Source organism: Mycolicibacterium sphagni, assembly GCF_002250655.1.
Classification (GTDB): domain Bacteria; phylum Actinomycetota; class Actinomycetes; order Mycobacteriales; family Mycobacteriaceae; genus Mycobacterium; species Mycobacterium sphagni.
Genome location: NZ_NOZR01000001.1, coordinates 35,692 through 52,760, shown reverse-complemented (window position 1 = coordinate 52,760; position 17,069 = coordinate 35,692). Strand labels below are relative to the sequence as shown.

Annotated in this window: 19 protein-coding genes; 8 read left to right on the top strand and 11 right to left on the bottom strand. The window is 66.0% G+C overall.

The features are described 5' to 3' along the window. Positions 1 to 113 precede the first annotated feature (113 nt). The 3 genes from CG716_RS00250 to hisS are packed head-to-tail and all read left to right on the top strand — an operon-like array spanning position 114 to position 2,380. Entirely contained in the window at positions 114 to 398 is a 285-nt protein-coding gene (locus CG716_RS00250) for a hypothetical protein (RefSeq protein ID WP_133066837.1), read from the top strand. A 24-nt stretch (positions 399 to 422) separates the two neighbouring features. Then, the gene (locus CG716_RS00245; protein WP_094475374.1) at positions 423 to 1,124 is read left to right on the top strand and encodes an MBL fold metallo-hydrolase; all 702 of its coding nucleotides are present in this window, start codon (positions 423 to 425) and stop codon (positions 1,122 to 1,124) included. Then, a complete protein-coding gene (gene hisS / locus CG716_RS00240; RefSeq protein ID WP_094475373.1) occupies positions 1,121 to 2,380 on the top strand; it encodes a histidine--tRNA ligase in 1,260 nt (419 codons plus the stop codon). Before CG716_RS00245 ends, hisS begins: the two co-directional genes overlap by 4 nt. Before the next feature lie 37 nt (positions 2,381 to 2,417). On the opposite strand, the gene CG716_RS00235 is transcribed toward hisS, so the two are convergent. Continuing rightward, positions 2,418 to 2,705: a DUF732 domain-containing protein gene (locus tag CG716_RS00235; protein ID WP_165773983.1), complete on the bottom strand. Its 288-nt coding sequence runs from the start codon at positions 2,703 to 2,705 to the stop codon at positions 2,418 to 2,420. 253 nt (positions 2,706 to 2,958) lie between these two features. On the opposite strand from CG716_RS00235, the gene CG716_RS00230 reads away from it, so the two are divergent. Further along, positions 2,959 to 3,408: a YbjN domain-containing protein gene (locus tag CG716_RS00230; protein WP_094475371.1), complete on the top strand. Its 450-nt coding sequence runs from the start codon at positions 2,959 to 2,961 to the stop codon at positions 3,406 to 3,408. Positions 3,409 to 3,410: 2 nt separating this feature from the next. Here CG716_RS00230 and CG716_RS00225 read toward each other — a convergent pair whose 3' ends face one another. The 7 genes from CG716_RS00225 to urtA all read right to left on the bottom strand — a co-directional run bounded on the left by CG716_RS00225 (position 3,411) and on the right by urtA (position 9,891). Beyond that, positions 3,411 to 3,992, bottom strand: coding sequence for a cytochrome b (locus tag CG716_RS00225; RefSeq protein ID WP_094475370.1), 582 nt, complete (start codon positions 3,990 to 3,992; stop codon positions 3,411 to 3,413). Next, complete coding sequence (locus CG716_RS00220; RefSeq protein WP_234817645.1) at positions 3,989 to 5,068, bottom strand: catalase family peroxidase; 1,080 nt, start codon at positions 5,066 to 5,068, stop codon at positions 3,989 to 3,991. Before CG716_RS00220 ends, CG716_RS00225 begins: the two co-directional genes overlap by 4 nt. Positions 5,069 to 5,138: 70 nt before the next feature. Then, entirely contained in the window at positions 5,139 to 5,831 is a 693-nt protein-coding gene (gene urtE, locus CG716_RS00215) for an urea ABC transporter ATP-binding subunit UrtE (RefSeq protein WP_094475369.1), read from the bottom strand. Then, positions 5,831 to 6,637, bottom strand: a complete 807-nt coding sequence (gene urtD, locus CG716_RS00210) for an urea ABC transporter ATP-binding protein UrtD (protein WP_094475368.1) — start codon at positions 6,635 to 6,637, stop codon at positions 5,831 to 5,833. The genes urtE and urtD overlap by 1 nt, the downstream gene beginning before the upstream one ends. Continuing rightward, complete coding sequence (gene urtC, locus CG716_RS00205; protein ID WP_094475367.1) at positions 6,634 to 7,743, bottom strand: urea ABC transporter permease subunit UrtC; 1,110 nt, start codon at positions 7,741 to 7,743, stop codon at positions 6,634 to 6,636. Before urtC ends, urtD begins: the two co-directional genes overlap by 4 nt. Further along, complete coding sequence (gene urtB, locus CG716_RS00200; protein ID WP_094475366.1) at positions 7,740 to 8,624, bottom strand: urea ABC transporter permease subunit UrtB; 885 nt, start codon at positions 8,622 to 8,624, stop codon at positions 7,740 to 7,742. Before urtB ends, urtC begins: the two co-directional genes overlap by 4 nt. A gap of 4 nt (positions 8,625 to 8,628) precedes the next feature. After that, complete coding sequence (urtA, locus tag CG716_RS00195; protein WP_094475365.1) at positions 8,629 to 9,891, bottom strand: urea ABC transporter substrate-binding protein; 1,263 nt, start codon at positions 9,889 to 9,891, stop codon at positions 8,629 to 8,631. Positions 9,892 to 10,096: 205 nt separating this feature from the next. Between urtA and CG716_RS00190 the strand changes: the two genes are divergently transcribed. The 4 genes from CG716_RS00190 to CG716_RS00175 all read left to right on the top strand — a co-directional run bounded on the left by CG716_RS00190 (position 10,097) and on the right by CG716_RS00175 (position 13,316). After that, positions 10,097 to 10,531, top strand: a complete 435-nt coding sequence (locus CG716_RS00190; RefSeq protein ID WP_308210453.1) for an Rv2576c family protein — start codon at positions 10,097 to 10,099, stop codon at positions 10,529 to 10,531. A gap of 153 nt (positions 10,532 to 10,684) precedes the next feature. After that, positions 10,685 to 11,572 carry an oxidoreductase gene (locus CG716_RS00185; protein WP_094475363.1) on the top strand — a complete coding sequence of 296 codons (888 nt, stop codon included), beginning with the start codon at positions 10,685 to 10,687 and terminating at the stop codon, positions 11,570 to 11,572. A 37-nt stretch (positions 11,573 to 11,609) separates the two neighbouring features. Continuing rightward, entirely contained in the window at positions 11,610 to 12,245 is a 636-nt protein-coding gene (locus CG716_RS00180; protein WP_420093165.1) for a hypothetical protein, read from the top strand. A gap of 57 nt (positions 12,246 to 12,302) precedes the next feature. Beyond that, positions 12,303 to 13,316, top strand: a complete 1,014-nt coding sequence (locus CG716_RS00175; protein WP_094475361.1) for an Rv2578c family radical SAM protein — start codon at positions 12,303 to 12,305, stop codon at positions 13,314 to 13,316. On the opposite strand, the gene CG716_RS00170 is transcribed toward CG716_RS00175, so the two are convergent. The 3 genes from CG716_RS00170 to CG716_RS00160 form a co-directional block, all read right to left on the bottom strand. Continuing rightward, complete coding sequence (locus CG716_RS00170) at positions 13,313 to 14,572, bottom strand: acyl-CoA dehydrogenase family protein (protein WP_094475360.1); 1,260 nt, start codon at positions 14,570 to 14,572, stop codon at positions 13,313 to 13,315. The two genes, CG716_RS00175 and CG716_RS00170, sit on opposite strands and share 4 nt — an antisense overlap. Next, positions 14,569 to 15,708: an acyl-CoA dehydrogenase family protein gene (locus tag CG716_RS00165; RefSeq protein ID WP_094475359.1), complete on the bottom strand. Its 1,140-nt coding sequence runs from the start codon at positions 15,706 to 15,708 to the stop codon at positions 14,569 to 14,571. The genes CG716_RS00170 and CG716_RS00165 overlap by 4 nt, the downstream gene beginning before the upstream one ends. An 83-nt stretch (positions 15,709 to 15,791) precedes the next feature. After that, positions 15,792 to 17,021 (bottom strand): amidohydrolase family protein, encoded by a 1,230-nt coding sequence (locus CG716_RS00160; protein WP_094475358.1) that lies wholly within the window; start codon positions 17,019 to 17,021, stop codon positions 15,792 to 15,794. Between the last annotated feature and the right edge of the window lie 48 nt (positions 17,022 to 17,069).

Sequence of the window (17,069 nt, the reverse complement as noted above, 5' to 3'; positions counted from 1 at the left end):
GCGGGCGTACCGGGCGTGGCCGGCGCCATCTTCTTCGCCGCGACACCGGCCGCTATCAGCCTGCTCTTAGTCGTCAGACTTACGCTCCCGGCACACGGCGGATGGGGGTGCACGTGCGCGACGCCAAGCGAGGGTCGATCTTTGCGTTGATGGTCGTATTACCGATGGGGATGGCTCTGTCCGGGGTGCTCACCTGGTCGTTGTTCGGCAACGTCGCGGGCGCATTCGTGTTTCTGGGTCTCTTCGTCGTCGGCGCCGTCACCGAGAATTCCCGGCAGCGCCGTAGCAAGGCTCGGCGCGCCCGAGCGACCGCCGAGGGATCGCACTACATCGCGCGCTTGTATGACGCCGCGCGGGAGTCCGGCGTGGACCTGAGCACTCCGCCGCCGGACACCTAGCGCCGGGATGGGAAACTGGACGGCGTGCTGCTCACCGGGTTTCCGGCCGGCATGTTGGCATGCAACTGCTACGTGCTGGCCCCACGCGCCGGGGCCGACGCCGTCGTCGTCGACCCTGGACAGCGTGCGATGGGCAACCTGCGCCGGATTCTCGACGAGAACAGGCTGACCCCGGCCGCGGTGTTGCTGACCCACGGGCACATCGACCACATCTGGTCGGCGCAGAAAGTCGGCGACACGTTCGGTTGCCCGGTGTTCATCCACCCCGAGGACCGCTACATGCTCACCGACCCGATCCGGGGGTTCGGCCCCCGGCTGGGCCAGATCGCGCTGAGCGCACTGTTCCGCGAACCCAAGCAGGTCGTGGAGCTGGACCGGGACGGGGACACGCTCGAGCTCGGCGACATCACAGTGACCGTCGACCACACACCGGGCCACACCCGCGGGTCGGTGGTGTTTCGTGTGGATCAGGGCCCCTTCGGCGGGCAGGAGCGAAGCGACTCGGGGATACGCCCGGCGGTGGCGTTCACGGGCGACACCCTGTTCAAGCAGACCGTGGGGCGTACCGACCTGCCCGGCGGCAGCGGCAGGGACCTGCTGGGCTCGATCGTCGAAAAATTGTTGGTGCTCGACGACGACACCCTGGTATTACCGGGGCATGGTGAATCGACCACCATTGGTCTCGAACGCCGTACCAACCCATTCCTCGAAGGTCTGACTGCGTGAGTGAATTCCAGGCACCCAAGGGTGTCCCCGACTATCTGCCGCCCGAGTCGGCGGAGTTCGTCGCGGTTCGTGACGGACTGCTGAATACGGCCCGGCTGGCCGGCTACGGCGATGTCGAGCTGCCCATCTTCGAAGACACCGCGCTGTTCGCCCGCGGCGTCGGCGAGTCCACCGATGTGGTGTCCAAGGAGATGTACACCTTCGCCGACCGCGGCGAGCGGTCGGTGACATTGCGGCCCGAGGGCACCGCGGGAGTGATGCGCGCGGTGATCGAGCACGGGCTGGACCGCGGCGCGCTGCCGGTCAAGCTCTGCTACGCGGGCCCGTTCTTCCGTTATGAGCGCCCGCAGGCCGGTCGGTACCGGCAGCTGCAGCAGGTCGGGGTCGAGGCGATCGGTGTCGACGATCCGGCACTGGACGCCGAGGTGATCGCGATTGCCGACGCGGGCTTCCGCTCGCTGGGCCTGGACGGTTTCCGCCTCGAGATCACCTCGCTGGGCGATGACACCTGCCGTCCCCAATACCGGGAGTTGTTGCAGAGCTTTTTGTTCAAGCTCGATCTCGACGACGACACCCGGCGCCGGGCCGAGATCAACCCGCTGCGGGTGCTCGACGACAAGCGCCCGCACGTGCGGGAGATGACCGCCGAGGCCCCGGTGATGCTCGACCATCTCTCCGATGTCGCCAAGCAGCATTTCGAGACCGTGCTCGCGCACCTCGACGCGCTCGGAGTGCCGTACGTGATCAACCCGCGGATGGTCCGTGGGCTGGATTACTACACCAAGACGACGTTCGAGTTCGTGCACGACGGTCTTGGGGCCCAGTCCGGGATCGGCGGCGGTGGCCGCTACGACGGGCTGATGCGTCAGCTCGGTGGCCAGGATCTGTCGGGTATCGGCTTCGGGCTCGGTGTCGACCGCACCGTGCTGGCGCTGCGCGCCGAGGGCAAGACCGCCGGAAACCCAAGCCGCTGCGACGTTTTCGGGGTGCCCCTGGGGGAGCAGTCCAAGTTGGTGCTCGCGACGGTGGCGGCGCGCCTGCGCGCGGCGGGGGTACGAGTCGATCTGGCGTACGGCGACCGCGGCATGAAAGGGGCGATGCGCGCGGCCGATCGCTCGGGTGCACGCATCGCCCTGGTAGCAGGCGACCGGGATATCGAGGCCGGCACTATTGGCGTCAAGGACCTCGCCACCGGTGCTCAGGTGGATATCCCGGCCGACTCAGTTGTCGCCGAGGTGATTACGCGGCTGGCCTAATCCGGGCCAGTCGCGATTTCGTTCGCCGAAAGGCCTATCAGCCCGCCGGGCACAGATCGGTCTTGGCGAAATTGACCGCCGCGTCCGCCTGAGCATGGCTGATCGAACCGGAGTTGGTGAAGTACGTCTGCGACAAATCGTTCGGATTTGCGCCCCCGGTCAGGGCCTTGCAGATGGTCCAGCCGTCGGCCACCAACGCGGCCTGGTCGCCAGCGATCCCGGCGCCGGAAAGGTCCTTCAGGTAGTCGGCCTCGGCATTGGTAACCGCGCCGGCAGCAGGTGCGCCGATGAGAGCGATGGCGCCGGCGGCAGCGGCCGCCGTCAATAAACTTTTGATCATTGTCCGTCCCCTGTGCGAATTGAAGTTACTGCTGCGCCAGAAGTTACTAGCTTCTCAGCGAACGCGCAGGGAAAGCCAAAAGATTGCCGACGCATCAGCTTGAGCGTCGATCTTTTGGCTGGGACGTGACTATGCATGTATTTTTCGGTGTTTGCCATTTAACCAACTCTTATCGGATTCTTGGCGCAACCACGGCTGATCTGGGAACCGTGTCGTTTATCCGGTCCGTTATTCAGTCATGAACATCGCGACCGGCATCCAGCTCATCGAGAGCTACCTGCGCACCCGGCAGGTGCGGTATTTCCGCGGACACCACGACGATGAGTTCTTTTTTCTCATCAGTGCGTATCACGGCCGTCTGCACGTACATCTGCAGCCATGCGGGCCCGACGGTTCGGCGGTGGGAGTCAGCATCACCGCCGAGCGCTACTACCCGGCGGATCAAAGCGGTCGGGTGGCGGCGCTGGTCGAGCAATGGAATGCCGCCGATCCGCGGGTGACGGCCACCGTGTTCGAATCCTCTGATCCGCGGCTGGTCGGCGTGTTGGCCGAGCGGCGTTTTCGCGGTGACGCCGAGTTCGGCGCCTTCGTCGATCAGGCCGTCCAATCGGCGATCGATCTATTCGGCCGGCTCAGTGCGTTGGTGTCGTCGTCGCCCGGGGATACCCACCTGCTCGACGCGGGCTGAAGTCAGCCCGCGTCAGTTTTGATATGTGCGGCAGTGGGCTCGGGAGCCTCACGGCTCGCACCGAACGTCATGCGTCTGAGCATCGCGTCGCGCAGAGTAAGTGTGTGCAGCAGCACCGCCGACACGTGCGCGGCGATCGCCGCCACGAGAAGGTACGCGATCACCGAGTGTGCTTGGCGCAGAAGGAAGTACAGCTCGGCAGAGAACGGCGCGATCCGGGGCAGCGCAAGCGAACCGAACACCACGACGGGCCGCCCGCCCGCCGACACCATCGCCCACCCGACCAGCGGCTGGGCCAGCATCAGCGCATACAGCCCGATCTCGGATCCGACGACCAGGAAGTGCTCGATAGAACCCACGGTGGCCGGTAGCCGCGGCGTGCGATGGGTGAAGCGGTTGGTCGCCCGGATGATCACCACCAGAAGGATCAGCACGCCCAAGGTCATGTGCACGCCGACCAGCGCGCCATAGCCGCCCAGCGAATTGACCATCACGAATCCGATGAACAAGGCGCTGAACACCAGGGCGGCGGTGAGCCAGTGCAGGATCCGGGTGCGCACCGGGTAGCGATCGACCGTCGTCATGTCCCAACCTCGTTCACCTGCACCGCCGATGGCGACGCCGGTTCGCCGGTGCGCTGTCGATAGGACGCGGCGTAGACGTCCGACCGGGCCGACAGCAGGGGGTCATCGGAGGCTTCGATGCCGTCGGGCAGTGTCAGCGGATCGAAGTTGATGTCGCGGGCATTGCCCGGCGCTTCGGTGGTCGCCGTGGTCAGCGTCAGCGTGCCGACGTCGATGCTGCGACGGTCGTCGGGCCAGGGCAGGGTGGGGTCGGTCAATGGGTCGCCGGGGTTGGCGACGGTGATCAGCAGCCGCCAGCGCAGCGGGCCGCCGCGCAGTTGGCGGACCACCGCGTCGAACAGTCCGTTGGGGTCCCCGGAGCGTGGTGCGGGCGCGCTCTGCTCCGGCACGAGCGACCACCGCACCGGGGTGCGGGCGCCGGCGTTGTTCACGAAGTAGAACGTGTTGAGCCCGCGGAACGTGCTGTCGCCGAAACCGGCTGTGGGCGGGTGCTTCTTGATGACGGCCATGGCAGCGGCGGTTTCGGGGTGGGCGGCCAGGAATCTCTTCATCGCCTCCGGATCGGGCTGCCCGGTGCCGGGGGCGGGTTTGGACGCCAGCAGCCGGTCGTAGAAACCGCGCGCTGAATTATCCGGGAACACCGGGAGATTCAGCATCGCCATGCGCCATTGCCAGCCCTGAGGGAAGCCGAACGCCAGGCCTAGTCCTCGCGCTGCGCCGGGGGTGTCGGTCATGTGCGCGTTACCGCCGGCCAGCGAGAACCGGCCGACGACGGGTACTTGTCCCGCCCGGAACACCGCGGCGGTGCTGAGTGCCTGGCCGTTGCCGTTGCTGTCGAAATAGCCGCTGACGACGACGCCCTTGGCGTGGTTCTTGCGGAAGCCGAGCTGGCGTCCGTAAACCGTGAGGAACCCGTCCAGGAACGTCTGACGTGTGCTGCCAGAGCCAATCCACTTGTTGGCGTACGCGACCGCACCGAGGTCGACCGCGAGAAACGCGCCGACGGCGCCGAGCCCCACCAGAACCGAACGGCGGGTCACCGCGGTGTTGACTCCCCAGCGTGGACGGTTGGTCACCTAACTGAGGACGTGCCGGCGTAGGGATTCGTTCACTGCCGTGGCCGAGTTCACGACCGCAAGTCTAGGTCTAGATGGCCATCGCCGCCCGCACATCGGCCTCCGAGGCCGACCCGCCGGCGCCGCTGGAGGTGACCCGGCCGGCCTCCAGGATGTAGTAATGCTGGGCCGATTCCAGCGCGAAACCGATGTGCTGTTCGACCAGCAGCACGCCCAGGTCGCCACGCTGGGTCAACGCCGTGATCGCCGCTTCGATCTCGGTGACCACCGAGGGCTGGATGCCTTCGGTGGGTTCGTCGAGGATCAGGATCTTCGGGCTGGTGATCAGCGCCCGCGCGATGGCCAACTGCTGGCGCTGGCCACCGGAGAGCAGCCCGGCGCGGCGGGTCAGCAGTTCCTTGAGTGCGGGGAACAGGTCGAGCTGCTCGTCGATCAGCTGTCTACCGTTCTTGCGCCCGTCGGCGACAACCTGAAGGTTCTCGGCGGTGGTGAGCTGGCCGAAGGACTGCTGACCCTGCGGCACGTAGGCCAGTCCGCGCGCCACCCGGGCGCTGGGCCGCAGCCGGGTCACGTCCTCGCCGTGCAGCAGCACCTTGCCCGAACTGCACTTCAGCAGGCCGACCGCCGCCCGCAGCAGGGTGGTCTTACCGGCGCCGTTGTGGCCCATCACCGCGGCCACCCCGTCGGAGGGCACCTCGATGCTGACGCCGTGGATGACCTGTGAGCGTCCGTATCCGGTGTGGACATCGATGAGCTGCAACACTATTCGCCGGCCTCCAAGTCAGACGTGCCCGCCGCGGCGGTGCCCAGATAGACCTCCTGCACCTTGGGGTTGGCCTGCACCTCGGCGACCGACCCCTCGGCGATGACCCGGCCGCGGGCCAGCACCGTCACCGACGTGGCGAATGCCCGCATGAAGTCCATATCATGCTCCACCACTACGACAGTGCGAGATGACCCGATGCGGCGCAATAGGTTTCCGGTCTCTTCGCGTTCCTCGCCGCTCATCCCGGCGACCGGCTCGTCGAGCAGAAGCACGTCGGCGTTCTGCACCAGCAGCATGCCGATCTCCAGCCATTGCTTCTGCCCGTGTGCCAGCACGCCCGCCGGCCGGTCGGCCAGATCGGTCAGCCCGATCGTCTCGAGCGCCTCCTCGATGGCGGGCAATACCTCTTTGCGCCGGCGCAGCAGCGTCCACCACGAACGCCCCGCCCCGGCGGCGATGTCGAGGTTCTGCAACACAGTCAGCTGCTCGAACACGCTGGCAGTCTGGAAGGTTCGGCCCACACCGAGCCGGGCGATCTGGTGGACCTTCTTGCCCAGCAGGTCGGCCCCGGACTTGCTGATCGATCCGGTGGCGGGCACCAAGCCGGTGATCGCGTCGATGACGGTGGTCTTGCCCGCGCCGTTGGGGCCGATGAGGAATCGCAGATCACCCTGGAACAGCGTCAGGTCGACTTCGTTGACGGCCTTGAATCCGTCGAAGTCGACGGTGAGGCCGCGGACTTCGAGGTATTCGGTGCCCATGCCGATATTGCCGCCGGCTACCGGCTCGGCGACTTCGGTCATGGTGCGACTCCCACCGGTTCGGATTCGGGCCGCGGGTCGGGTTCGCCGCTGGGCTCTGTCGGCTCGGTGCGGCGGCGCAGGCGCAGTAGCACACCGAGGCCGGCGAGCCCGGCGGGGAAGAAGCCCACGACGACGATGAACAGCAGGCCTTGGGCGTAGATCCACCCCGACGGAAACCGTTCGGAGAACGCGGTCTGCGCCCAGGCCACGCCGATGGCACCCAGGATGGGCCCGAGCAGTGTGGTGCGGCCGCCGATCGCGACACCGATGAGGAAGGCGATGGACGGCACGACGCCGACCTGGGCGGGTGTGATGAACCCGATGATGGGGGCGAACAGCGCACCGGCGACGCTGGCGAACAGTGCGGCGGCGGTGTAGGCGACGACCTTGATGCTGGCGGGGTCGTAACCCAGGAAGCGCACCCGCTCCTCGCCGTCGCGCACCGCGACCAGCAGCTCGCCGTAGCGGCTCTGCATCAGCTGGCGCACCACCGCGACGACCGCGAGCAGGGTGCCTGCGGCGATGAAGTACAGCATCTGCCGGTTCACCGGATCGGACAGCCTGAACCCGAAGAACGTCCGAAAGCCGTTGAGCCCGTTGCTTCCACCCAGGGTCGACTGGCCGACCAGCAGGATGGCCAACGCTGCGGCGAGCGCCTGCGACAGGATCGCGAAGTAGGCGCCCTTGACGCGGCGTTTGAAAACTCCGAGCCCGAGTAGCGCCGCGATGGCGGTGGGGACCACGATGATCGCCGCGAGGGTGAATGCCGTGGACTCGAACGGTTCCCAGTAGGCGGGCAGCTTGGGGATGCCGGCGATCTGCATGAAGTCGGGCACCGCCTGCTTGCGGACCTCGGCGTCGCCGATCTTGAGGTGCATGCCCATCATGTATGCACCCAGCCCGAAGAACACGCCCTGACCCAGGGTGAGCATTCCGCCGCGGCCCCAGGCCAGCCCGATGCCCGCGGCCACGATTGCGTAGCACAGGTATTGGCCGAGCAGGCCGAGCCGGAAGCTGGACAGCAGCGCGGGCGCCACTCCGAACAGCACGATGGCCGCGACCGCGAAACCGGCCCACGTCTGCCACCGCCCGACCGCCGTCCTCATACCAAACTCCTTGTCCGCACGGTGAACAACCCCTGCGGCCGCGCCTGCAGAAAGACAACGATGATGACGAACACGATCACCTTCGCCAGCGACGCGGTGGTGCTGTATTCGATGAACGAATTCATCAGGCCGAGTGCGAACGCGGCGATGACGGTGCCCTTGATCTGGCCCAGCCCGCCCACCACGACCACCAGGAACGCGTCGATCAGATAGCTCTGGCCGATCGTCGAACTGGTGGAGCCGATGAGAGTCAGCGCGACACCGGCCACGCTGGCCAGCCCGGAGCCGATGAAGAACGTGGTGATATCCGTCTTGCGGCTCGAAATGCCGCTGGTTTCAGCCAGATCCCGGTTCTGCACGACCGCCCTGATGCGCCGCCCCATCGGGCTGAGCTTGAGTACAGCCGCCAGGACGATCACGGACACCAGCGCCAGCACGAGGATGAAGATGCGGGTCTTGGGCACCACAGCCCCGAGGATCTCCACTCCGCCTGACAGCCAGGCCGGTGCGGTGACGTTGACCGCGGGTGCCCCGAAGATGCTGCGGGCGGCCTGTTGCAGGATCAGCCCGACACCGAAGGTCACCAAAAGGGTGTCCAGCGGGCGGGAGTACATTCGCTGAATCAGGCTCACTTCCAGCAGAACTCCCAGCAGTCCGCCGACCACGAAGCCGACGGCTAGCGAAACCAGAAGTGATGCACCGGCATTCGAGATCACCTTTTGCACCACGAAGGCCGTGTAGCAGCCGACCATGATGAATTCGCCGTGCGCCATGTTGATGACGCCCATCTGCCCGAATGTCAGGGACAGCCCCAAAGCGGCCAGCAACAGGATCGAGCCGAGGCTCAATCCCGTCGCCAGTTGTCCGACAAGGACATCCATCGAGTTAGCCCGAAAGTCCCTTGGCCCATGGGTAGGACTTCAAATAGGGGTCCGGCTGGATCGGGCCGGGGGACTCCCAGATGGTGTAGATCAGGCCGTCGGGATGGATCTCGCCGATCCGCGCGGTCTTGGTGATGTGATGATTCTCGCCGTCGATGGTGACCAGGCCCTCCGGTGCGTCGAAGGTGACGCCACCCGCGTTGTCCTGAATCGCCTTGGTGTCGAAGGCTTTCGCCTTCTCGACGGTGTTCTTCCACAGGTAGACCGACACGTAGGCGGCCTCCATCGGGTCCGAGGTGGGCTTGTTCTGACCGTACTTGGCCTTGTAGGCCGCCACGAACGCCTTGTTCACCGGGTTGTCCACGGTCTGGTAGTAGTTCCATGCGGTCAGCTGGCCGGCGATATTCTGCGCGCCGATGCCGGTGACCTCTTCCTCGGCGATCGACACCGAGACCACCGGCATTTTCTGCGGGGTGAGGCCGGCGTTGGTGTACTCCTTGAAGAACGCGACGTTGGAGTCGCCGTTGAGGGTGTTGAACACCGCGTCGGCGCCTGCGGCGCGCACCTTGTTGACGATCGTGGAGAAGTCGGTGGAGCCCAACGGCGTGTAATCCTCGCCCTTGATCTCGATCCCGTTGGCCGCGGCGTAGGCCTTGATGATGCGGTTGGCCGTCTGCGGGAACACGTAGTCACTACCCACCAGGTACAGCGTCTTGAGGCCCTTCTCCTTCAGGAAGTCCAGGGCCGGCACGATCTGCTGGTTGGTGGTGGCGCCGGTGTAGAAGATGTTCTTCGACGATTCCAGGCCCTCGTACTGGACGGGGTAGTAGAGCAGGGAGTTGTTGCTCTCGAATACCGGCAGCATGGCCTTGCGACTCGACGAGGTCCACCCGCCGAAGACCGCGGCCACGCAGTCGTCCTTGATCAGCTTCTCGGCCTTCTGCGCGAACACCGCGGGGTCCGAGGCGCCGTCCTCGCCGATGATCTGGACCTGCTTGCCCAGCACGCCACCCTTGGAGTTGATCTCGTCGACGGCGAGTTTGATGGCATCGCGCACCGTGACTTCGGAGATCGCCATGGTGCCGGACAGCGAGTTCAGCGAACCCACCTTGATATTGGGGCCGGAGGTGTCCACACACGAATCGGACTTTGCTGTGTCGGTGTCACTGGCCTTGCTGCCGCAGCCGGACAGCACGAGCCCTGCGGTCACCAGCACACTTGTGGCAGCCAATGCCGATCGATTCAATGCAGAGCGCCGCAGGTGCATAGGGGCCCTTTCATGTTGGGAAAGACGAGCATTGGGCCTCGACAGACCGGTATAGCCCCCGGACCCACGGTTGGTGTCGAAGCGGACGTTAGAGCGAATAAGTTTCTGTGACATATCTGTGTGTGACGAACTTGTTAACCTGCTATTCATTCGCTGTGAGTCGCTGTGTGCGGACACAGGTAACGATGTCGGTAGCGTGGCCGATATGCGCGGTATGCGAAAAGTGACAGCAAGGGTTGGGGCAGCGCTGGTGATGGCGGCCGCCGGAGTTGCGGCCACTCACGCGGTGTCGAATGCCGATCCGGCGCCCGGGCACCAGGTGGTCTACACGCTCTCGACCGCTGGTCCGGCCGATTTCACCGTCACCTATCTGACGGCGCAGCCGCCGAGTAAAGACGCCTTCAACGCCAACTCCGATTCGTTCATGAAGCGCGAGACCATCACCGTCACGCCGGACGCGCCGTGGACCTTCCCGGTCACCCTGGCCGATCCGCAGTGGGCCTTCCTGCAGGTAGCCAGCACCACCCATGGTGGGCAGGCCGCGCCGAACGCGCACTGCCAAGTCTCGATCGACGGCCAGGTGGCCATCGCGCAGGACGCGCCGTACAGCCCGCAGTGCTACCTGAGTAAGTGGCAGTAACTTCTCGGTGAAGAACACCCGGCGGAAGCCGTCCTACCCACCCCGGTGGAACCGTGGGTACGGGGCGATGTTTTCGGTCATCGCCGCATTGGTGTAGAGGCGGACCTCGGTCCTGCCTGCCTCGCGGGCGGGCCGCGTTGTACGTTGGGAGCGGTGGGTACCTCGATAGCGCTTGTCGGTCCTGGAGCGATCGGTTCCACCGTCGCAGCCCTGCTGCACGCGGCCGGTCATCGGATCACGTTGTGCGGACACACGCCGCGTGATCGCATCGAGGTCCGTCCTGATGCCGCGGAGCCGATCATCGTGCCCGGGCCGGTGCTGACCGATCCCGACGATGCCGACGGCCCCGTCGATCTGGTGTTGTTGGCCGTCAAGGACACTCAGAACGAGCAAGCCGCCGGCTGGCTGCGCAGGCTGTGCGACGAGCACACGATCGTCTGTGTCATGCAGAACGGCGTCGAACAGGTCGAGCGGGTCGGGCGCATCTGCCCGTCGGTCCGCATCGTGCCCGCGGTCGTGTGGTTCTCGGCGGAACCGCAACCCGGCGGCTGGGTGCGGCTGCGCACCGCGGTGCGACTGGTGCTGCCCGACGGCGAGGACGCGGTGGCCCTGGCTTCGGTGTTGCGGCCGGCCGGGATGACGGTCGAACTCGACCCGGATTTCCGCACCGAGGCATGGCGCAAGTTGTTGGTCAACGCGCTGGCCGGGTTCATGGTGCTGGCCCGGCGGCGATCGGGGATGTTCCGTCGCGAGGACATCGCGGCGCTGGCGCGGCGATATTTGGCCGAATGCCTGGCGGTGGCGCGAGCCGAAGGTGCGGCGCTGCCAGACACCGTCATCGACGAGATGGCTGAGATGTTCGCCGCCGGACCGGAGGATCTGACCACGTCAATGCTGACGGACGCCGAAGCGCGCCGCCGGCTGGAGTGGGATATCCGCAACGGCGTCATCGTCCGCAAGGCGGCTGAACACGGATTGGCGACCCCCATCAGCGACGTCCTGGTTCCGTTGCTTGCCGCGGCCAGCGACGGACCCGGCTAGCCCCCGGCCCGCGAAGTGGCATCCTGGCCATGTGGGCCTGATTTTCCGGCTGGTGGAGCTACTTCTCGTCATCGTGCCGCTGGCTGGTGCGATCTATGCGGCCTGGCGGGGCATCTCCGCGCTCAAGAAACCGGAGAGTGACCCCGAGCCTTCGCTGCCAACGTCGAAAAGCCAAGCGGCGCAATGGCGCACGATCACCCGGGTAGCCGACGAACATAACCGCACGGACACCCGTTGGCTGGAGTACGAACTGGACGCCGCCAAGCTGCTCGACTTTCCGGCGATGACCGACATGCGCGATCCGCTGACGGTGGCCTTTCACCGGGCCAAACTGCGCGCGGACCTGTTGCGGCCGGGCAAGGCCGAGGACCTGCTCGACGACCCGGAGGCGGCGCGGCAGTATCTGGAGGCCGTCGAGTCCTACGCGAGCGCGTTCGGCGCCGCGGAGAACGAAGCCAGGCGGCGCCGGCGTAACGCCTTCTCCCGCGCCGAGCAACAGCGGATGACGCGCGCCCAGAGCCTGCTGCGGGTGGCCGCCGATCCCGGAGCCACGCCGCAAGAGCGGGAACGGGCCTACGACTTGGCGCGCAGCGAGCTCGACGGACTGCTCGTGCTGCCGGAGCGCACCACCGCAGCCCTCGAGCGGGGCATCGCCGGGGAGTTGGACACCTAAGAACACCATTGACAGAACACCATTGACAGAACATCGAACGTGCGTTCGAATGGATGTATGCGATGGAGTGGCCAGGGGATAGCGGTCGACGACGGCGCGCTGCCAGGTCTGCAGCGCATCGGGCTGGTGCGCAGCGTGCGCACGCCGCAGTTCGAGGGCATCACCTTCCATGAGGTGCTGTGCAAGTCCGCGTTGAACAAGATCCCCGCCGCTTCGATGCTGCCGTTCCGGTTCACCGTCAACGGCTACCGCGGCTGTTCACATGCCTGCCGGTATTGCTTCGCCCGGCCCACCCACGAGTATCTCGAGTTCGACCCGGGTGCCGACTTCGACAGCCAGATCGTGGTGAAGACCAACATCGTCGATGTGCTGCGCCGTGAGCTCGCCCGGCCGTCGTGGTCGCGGGAAACGGTGGCCCTGGGCACCAACACCGATCCGTATCAGCGAGCCGAGGGGCGCTATGCGTTGATGCCCGGCATCATCTCCGCGCTGGCGGCGTCGGGTACGTCGCTGTCCATCCTGACCAAGGGCACGTTGTTGCGTCGCGATCTGGATGTGATAGCCGATGCTGCACAACAGGTTTCGGTGTCGGTCGCGATCTCCCTGGCCGTCGGCGACCCGGATCTGCACCGCGATGTCGAACCCGGGACGCCGTCGCCGCAGGCCCGGCTCGGGCTGATCGCCGCGGTGCGCGACGCCGGGTTGGACTGCCATGTCATGGTCGCGCCGGTGCTGCCGCACCTGACCGACTCGGCCGAACACCTCGACGGCCTGCTCGGCCAGATCGCGGCTGCGGGCGCCACCAGTGTCACGGTCTTCGGGCTGCACCTGCGCAGTTCGACGCGCGGCTGGTTCATGAGCTGGCTAGCCCGCTCGCACCCCGAACTCGTTGCGCCCTATCGTCAGCTATACCGACGCGGCGCCTACCTGCCGCCTGAGTACCGCGACATGCTGCGCGCCCGGGTGGTGCCCCTGGTGGCCAAGTACCGCCTGGCCGGTGACCACCGGTCGTTCAGTGCGGCGCCGCCGCCCGCGGTCGCCGACCCCGAACCACAGCCGACGCTTTTCTAAGTGCGGCCGCGCTTGACCTGATTGAACGGCACGCCCTTGTCGGCGGCGAGCTCGCGCGGAAACCCGAGAATGCGCTCGCTGATCACGTTGCGGGCCATCTCACTGCTACCGCCGCCCAGGGAACCGGTCTGTCGCGACAGATACCGCACGCCGATATCCAGGAGGTCGGAGAGCTCACCGCCCTCGTCGACCACTCCGGCGGTGCCGGCGATCGCCAGCGCCGTGTCGACTTCGAGTTCGGTTGTCTCGGCGTGGAACAGCCGGATCAGCGTGCCGGCATTGGGCGGCAAGGTGCCGTTGCCGATCGCGGTTCCGACGTGCTCGATCAACTGGTCTTTGACGATGCGGCGGACCAGCGCGCGGCCGGTGAGATTTTGCACCGCCGGGTCGTCGCCCTGCCCGGTCCGCTCGGCCAGGGTGACATGGTCCGGCGGCATCTCGCTGGCGTTCTCCGCGCCGGTTCCGCTGGTGAATTCCGATCCGCCGCCGACCGCACGACGTTCGTGAAACAGCTGACGGGAAGCCACTTCCCACCCGTTGTTGACTTCCCCGACCACGGCGTCGTCGCCCAGTTCGAGGCCGTCGAAGAACTCTTCGCAGAATTCCTCGTTGCCGTTGACCTCTTTGATTCGGCGCATGGTGATTCCGGGGGAGTTCAGCGGCACCAGGAACATCGTCAGGCCCTGGTGCTTGGGCACGGTCCAGTCGGTGCGGGCCAGCATCAGTCCGTAGTCGGCGGCGAACGCACTGGTGCTCCACGTCTTGGCGCCATTGATGACCCAGGTGTCGCCGCGGCGATCGGCGCGGGTGATGACCCCGGCCAGATCGGAGCCGCCGCTGGGTTCACTCAGCAGCTGGCACAGAATCTCGTCGCCGCGGATAGCAGCCGAAATGCGTTCGTGTTTCTGGCTTTCGGTGCCCATGTCCAGGATCGTGGCCGAGCAGATGGACAGTGACGGCACATTGAGGATCAGCGGCATCTCGTAGCGGCGGCACTCGGTGTTGAATGCCCGCTGATACGCGAAGTCCAGGCCCAGCCCGCCGTACTCGCGCGGGAAGCAGATACCGGCGAAACCGCCTTCGTACAAGCGCTTCTGCAGTTCCTTGGCACGATCCCAGGAAGCCTGTTCGGCCCGCACCGCGAACGGCGGATGATCCGGGTCGATCGGCGGCATGTTCGCCGCCAGCCAGGTGCGGGCCCTGGCGGCGAAATCGGCGACCGATTCGGTGGTCGTGGGGGTCGCAATGTCGGTCATGCCGAAACCTCCTGTGGCGTGGTCTTGGCACTCAACGCGTACACCGCGCGGTGGTGATCCTCGGGCGAACCGTAGAGCGCGCGATACAACGCGGCGCGGCGCAGGAACAGGTGCAGGTCGTGTTCCCACGTCACGCCGATCCCACCGTGCAGCTGTACGCAATCCTGCAACATCACCGGAGCACGCTCGGCCACATAGGCTTTGGCGACACTGACCAGAAGGGCCGCGTCATCCGTACGCGCTGACACCGCAGCCACCGCACCAGCTGTGGTTGCCCGGCACGCCTCGAACCACATCTTCATATCGGCGAACCGATGCTTGAGTGCCTGATAGGACGCCAGTGGCCTGCCGAAACTGTGACGATCGAACATCCACTGCGTCGTCATCGCCAGAACCGCGTCGAGAATTCCGACGATCTCGGCGCATTGCAGCACCAGCGCGACCTGTCGCTGCCGCTCGATGATCGCCGGCGTTTGCGCGGCGTCACCGACCGCGGCGGCTCCGTCGACCTCGGCGCCGTCGAATTCCACTCGGGCATAACGCTTCACCATGTCGACAGAGCGTTGTTCGGTGACCGTGGCGCGGTCGGCGGGGACCAGAAACTGGCGGGGGCTGCCGTCGACATCGGCGACCACCAGGAAGACACCGGCTTCCGTGCCGGCCTCGACGCGGTCTTTCACCCCGTCGATGCGGTATCCGGTCTCGGTACGCATCGCTGTGACAGTCGGCTGCAACGGGGAGAGCGGCCGGCGCGGTTCGTAGACTGCCCACGACGCCACCAACTCGCCGGCCACCAGCGCTTCGATGGTGTCCTCGTGTCCGGCCGGTGCCTCGACCAGGCCCGCCAGCACGACGCTGACCGGATGCAGCGGACCCGGCGCGACACTGTGTCCGATCTGTTCGGCCACCAGGGCGAGGTCGGCCAGCCCGTCACCCGAAACACTGCCGCCGCCAAGCTCTTCGGGAACCAACAGGCTGGCCCAGCCGAGTTCGGCGGCTCGCTGCCACCAGGCGCTGTCGAAGGAGGTGTCCGCCGCGTGCAGTTCACGCACGCGGCTCAGCGATGCTTCCTTGTCCAGGAAGGCCTGCGTCGTCGACGCGAACAGCAGCCGTTCGGGATTGGCGACATCTGTCATGGTGCCGTCCTCGCTTTCCTTACACAGCGGACGTGCGCGCCGGTGTCCCGACGCGCACGTCCATCACGACAATTCCGATCGGATCAAGCGATGACGAGCGCGGGCACGTCGGGCTTGTGGACCGACACGTTGGGAACCTTGAACAGGTCGACCAGGTTGCCGCCCATCACCTTTCGCTGCTCTTCGGAGTTCAGCCCCTGGGCGATCAGGTCATCGACGAGGTTGATCGGGTCGGCCAGCCCCTCCGGATGCGGCCAGTCCGAGCCGAAGATGATGCGGTCGACGCCGCACAGATCCGACATCTTCTTGAAGTCGTCTTCCCAGAACGGCGCCACATAGACGGCCCGCTTGAATGCCTGGATCGGATCCTCTGGGAACTCCTGCGGCATCTTCGAGTAAACGTCTTTGAACTGGTAGAAGAGGTAAGGCACCCAGGACGCGCCGTTCTCGATGGACAGGATGCGCAGATCCGGGTTGCGGGTCAGCGCGCCGTGGCACACCAGGGCGGCCATGGTGTCCTCGATGGGCCGCTTGCCCATCGCGACCATCCGGAACGAGGTCGGCTTGAACGGCGTGAATTCCTCGGCCGGCTCCCAGTCGTTGAGGTACTCGGCATAGCCACTGTCCGAGGCATGCATGCACACCGGGATACCGGCCTTCACGCAGGCATCCCAGAACGGATCGAACTCGGGGAGGCCCAGCGAGCGGCTGCCGCGGTAGCCGGGAACAGGGGCCGGACGGACGAGAACCGTCTTGGCGCCGCGCTCCAGGCACCACTCCAGTTCCTCCAGCGCGCGGTCGACCACGGCCAGGTCGATGACCGGAGTGGAGAAGATCCGGCCCTCGTAGTCGAACTGCCAGGTCTCATACATCCACTGATTGAGCGCGTGGATGATGTCCAGGATCAGATCCGGGTCATCCTTGAGCCGCTCCTCGACCAGGCTCGCCAGGGTGGGGAACATGATCGTGTAGTCCAGGCCGAGGCCGTCGAGCACCTCGAGGCGCGCCTCTGGGTTGCGGAACGCGGGGATGGCCTTCATCGGCTTGCCCATCACCTCGCGGAAGCTCTTGCCGCCGCTGCCGTGCTTGAAGTACTCCTCCTGCGCGCCGGGCCTGGCGACGACCTCGAACGTCGGGTTGGGGATGTAGTCGCTGATGTGGTTGCGCACCACGATCTTGGTGCGGCCCTTGACGTCGATGTAGTCGATGACGCCCTTCCGGTTGTCCGGCAGGAATTGCGTCAGCGCTTCCTGGGGCTCGTAGAAGTGATTGTCGGCGTCGAAAACGGGATAGGGAAGCTCGCGCGAGGGCATGGCCGCCTCCAGAGAGTCTGAATTTGTGGGCTAACGGTAATGACGTTA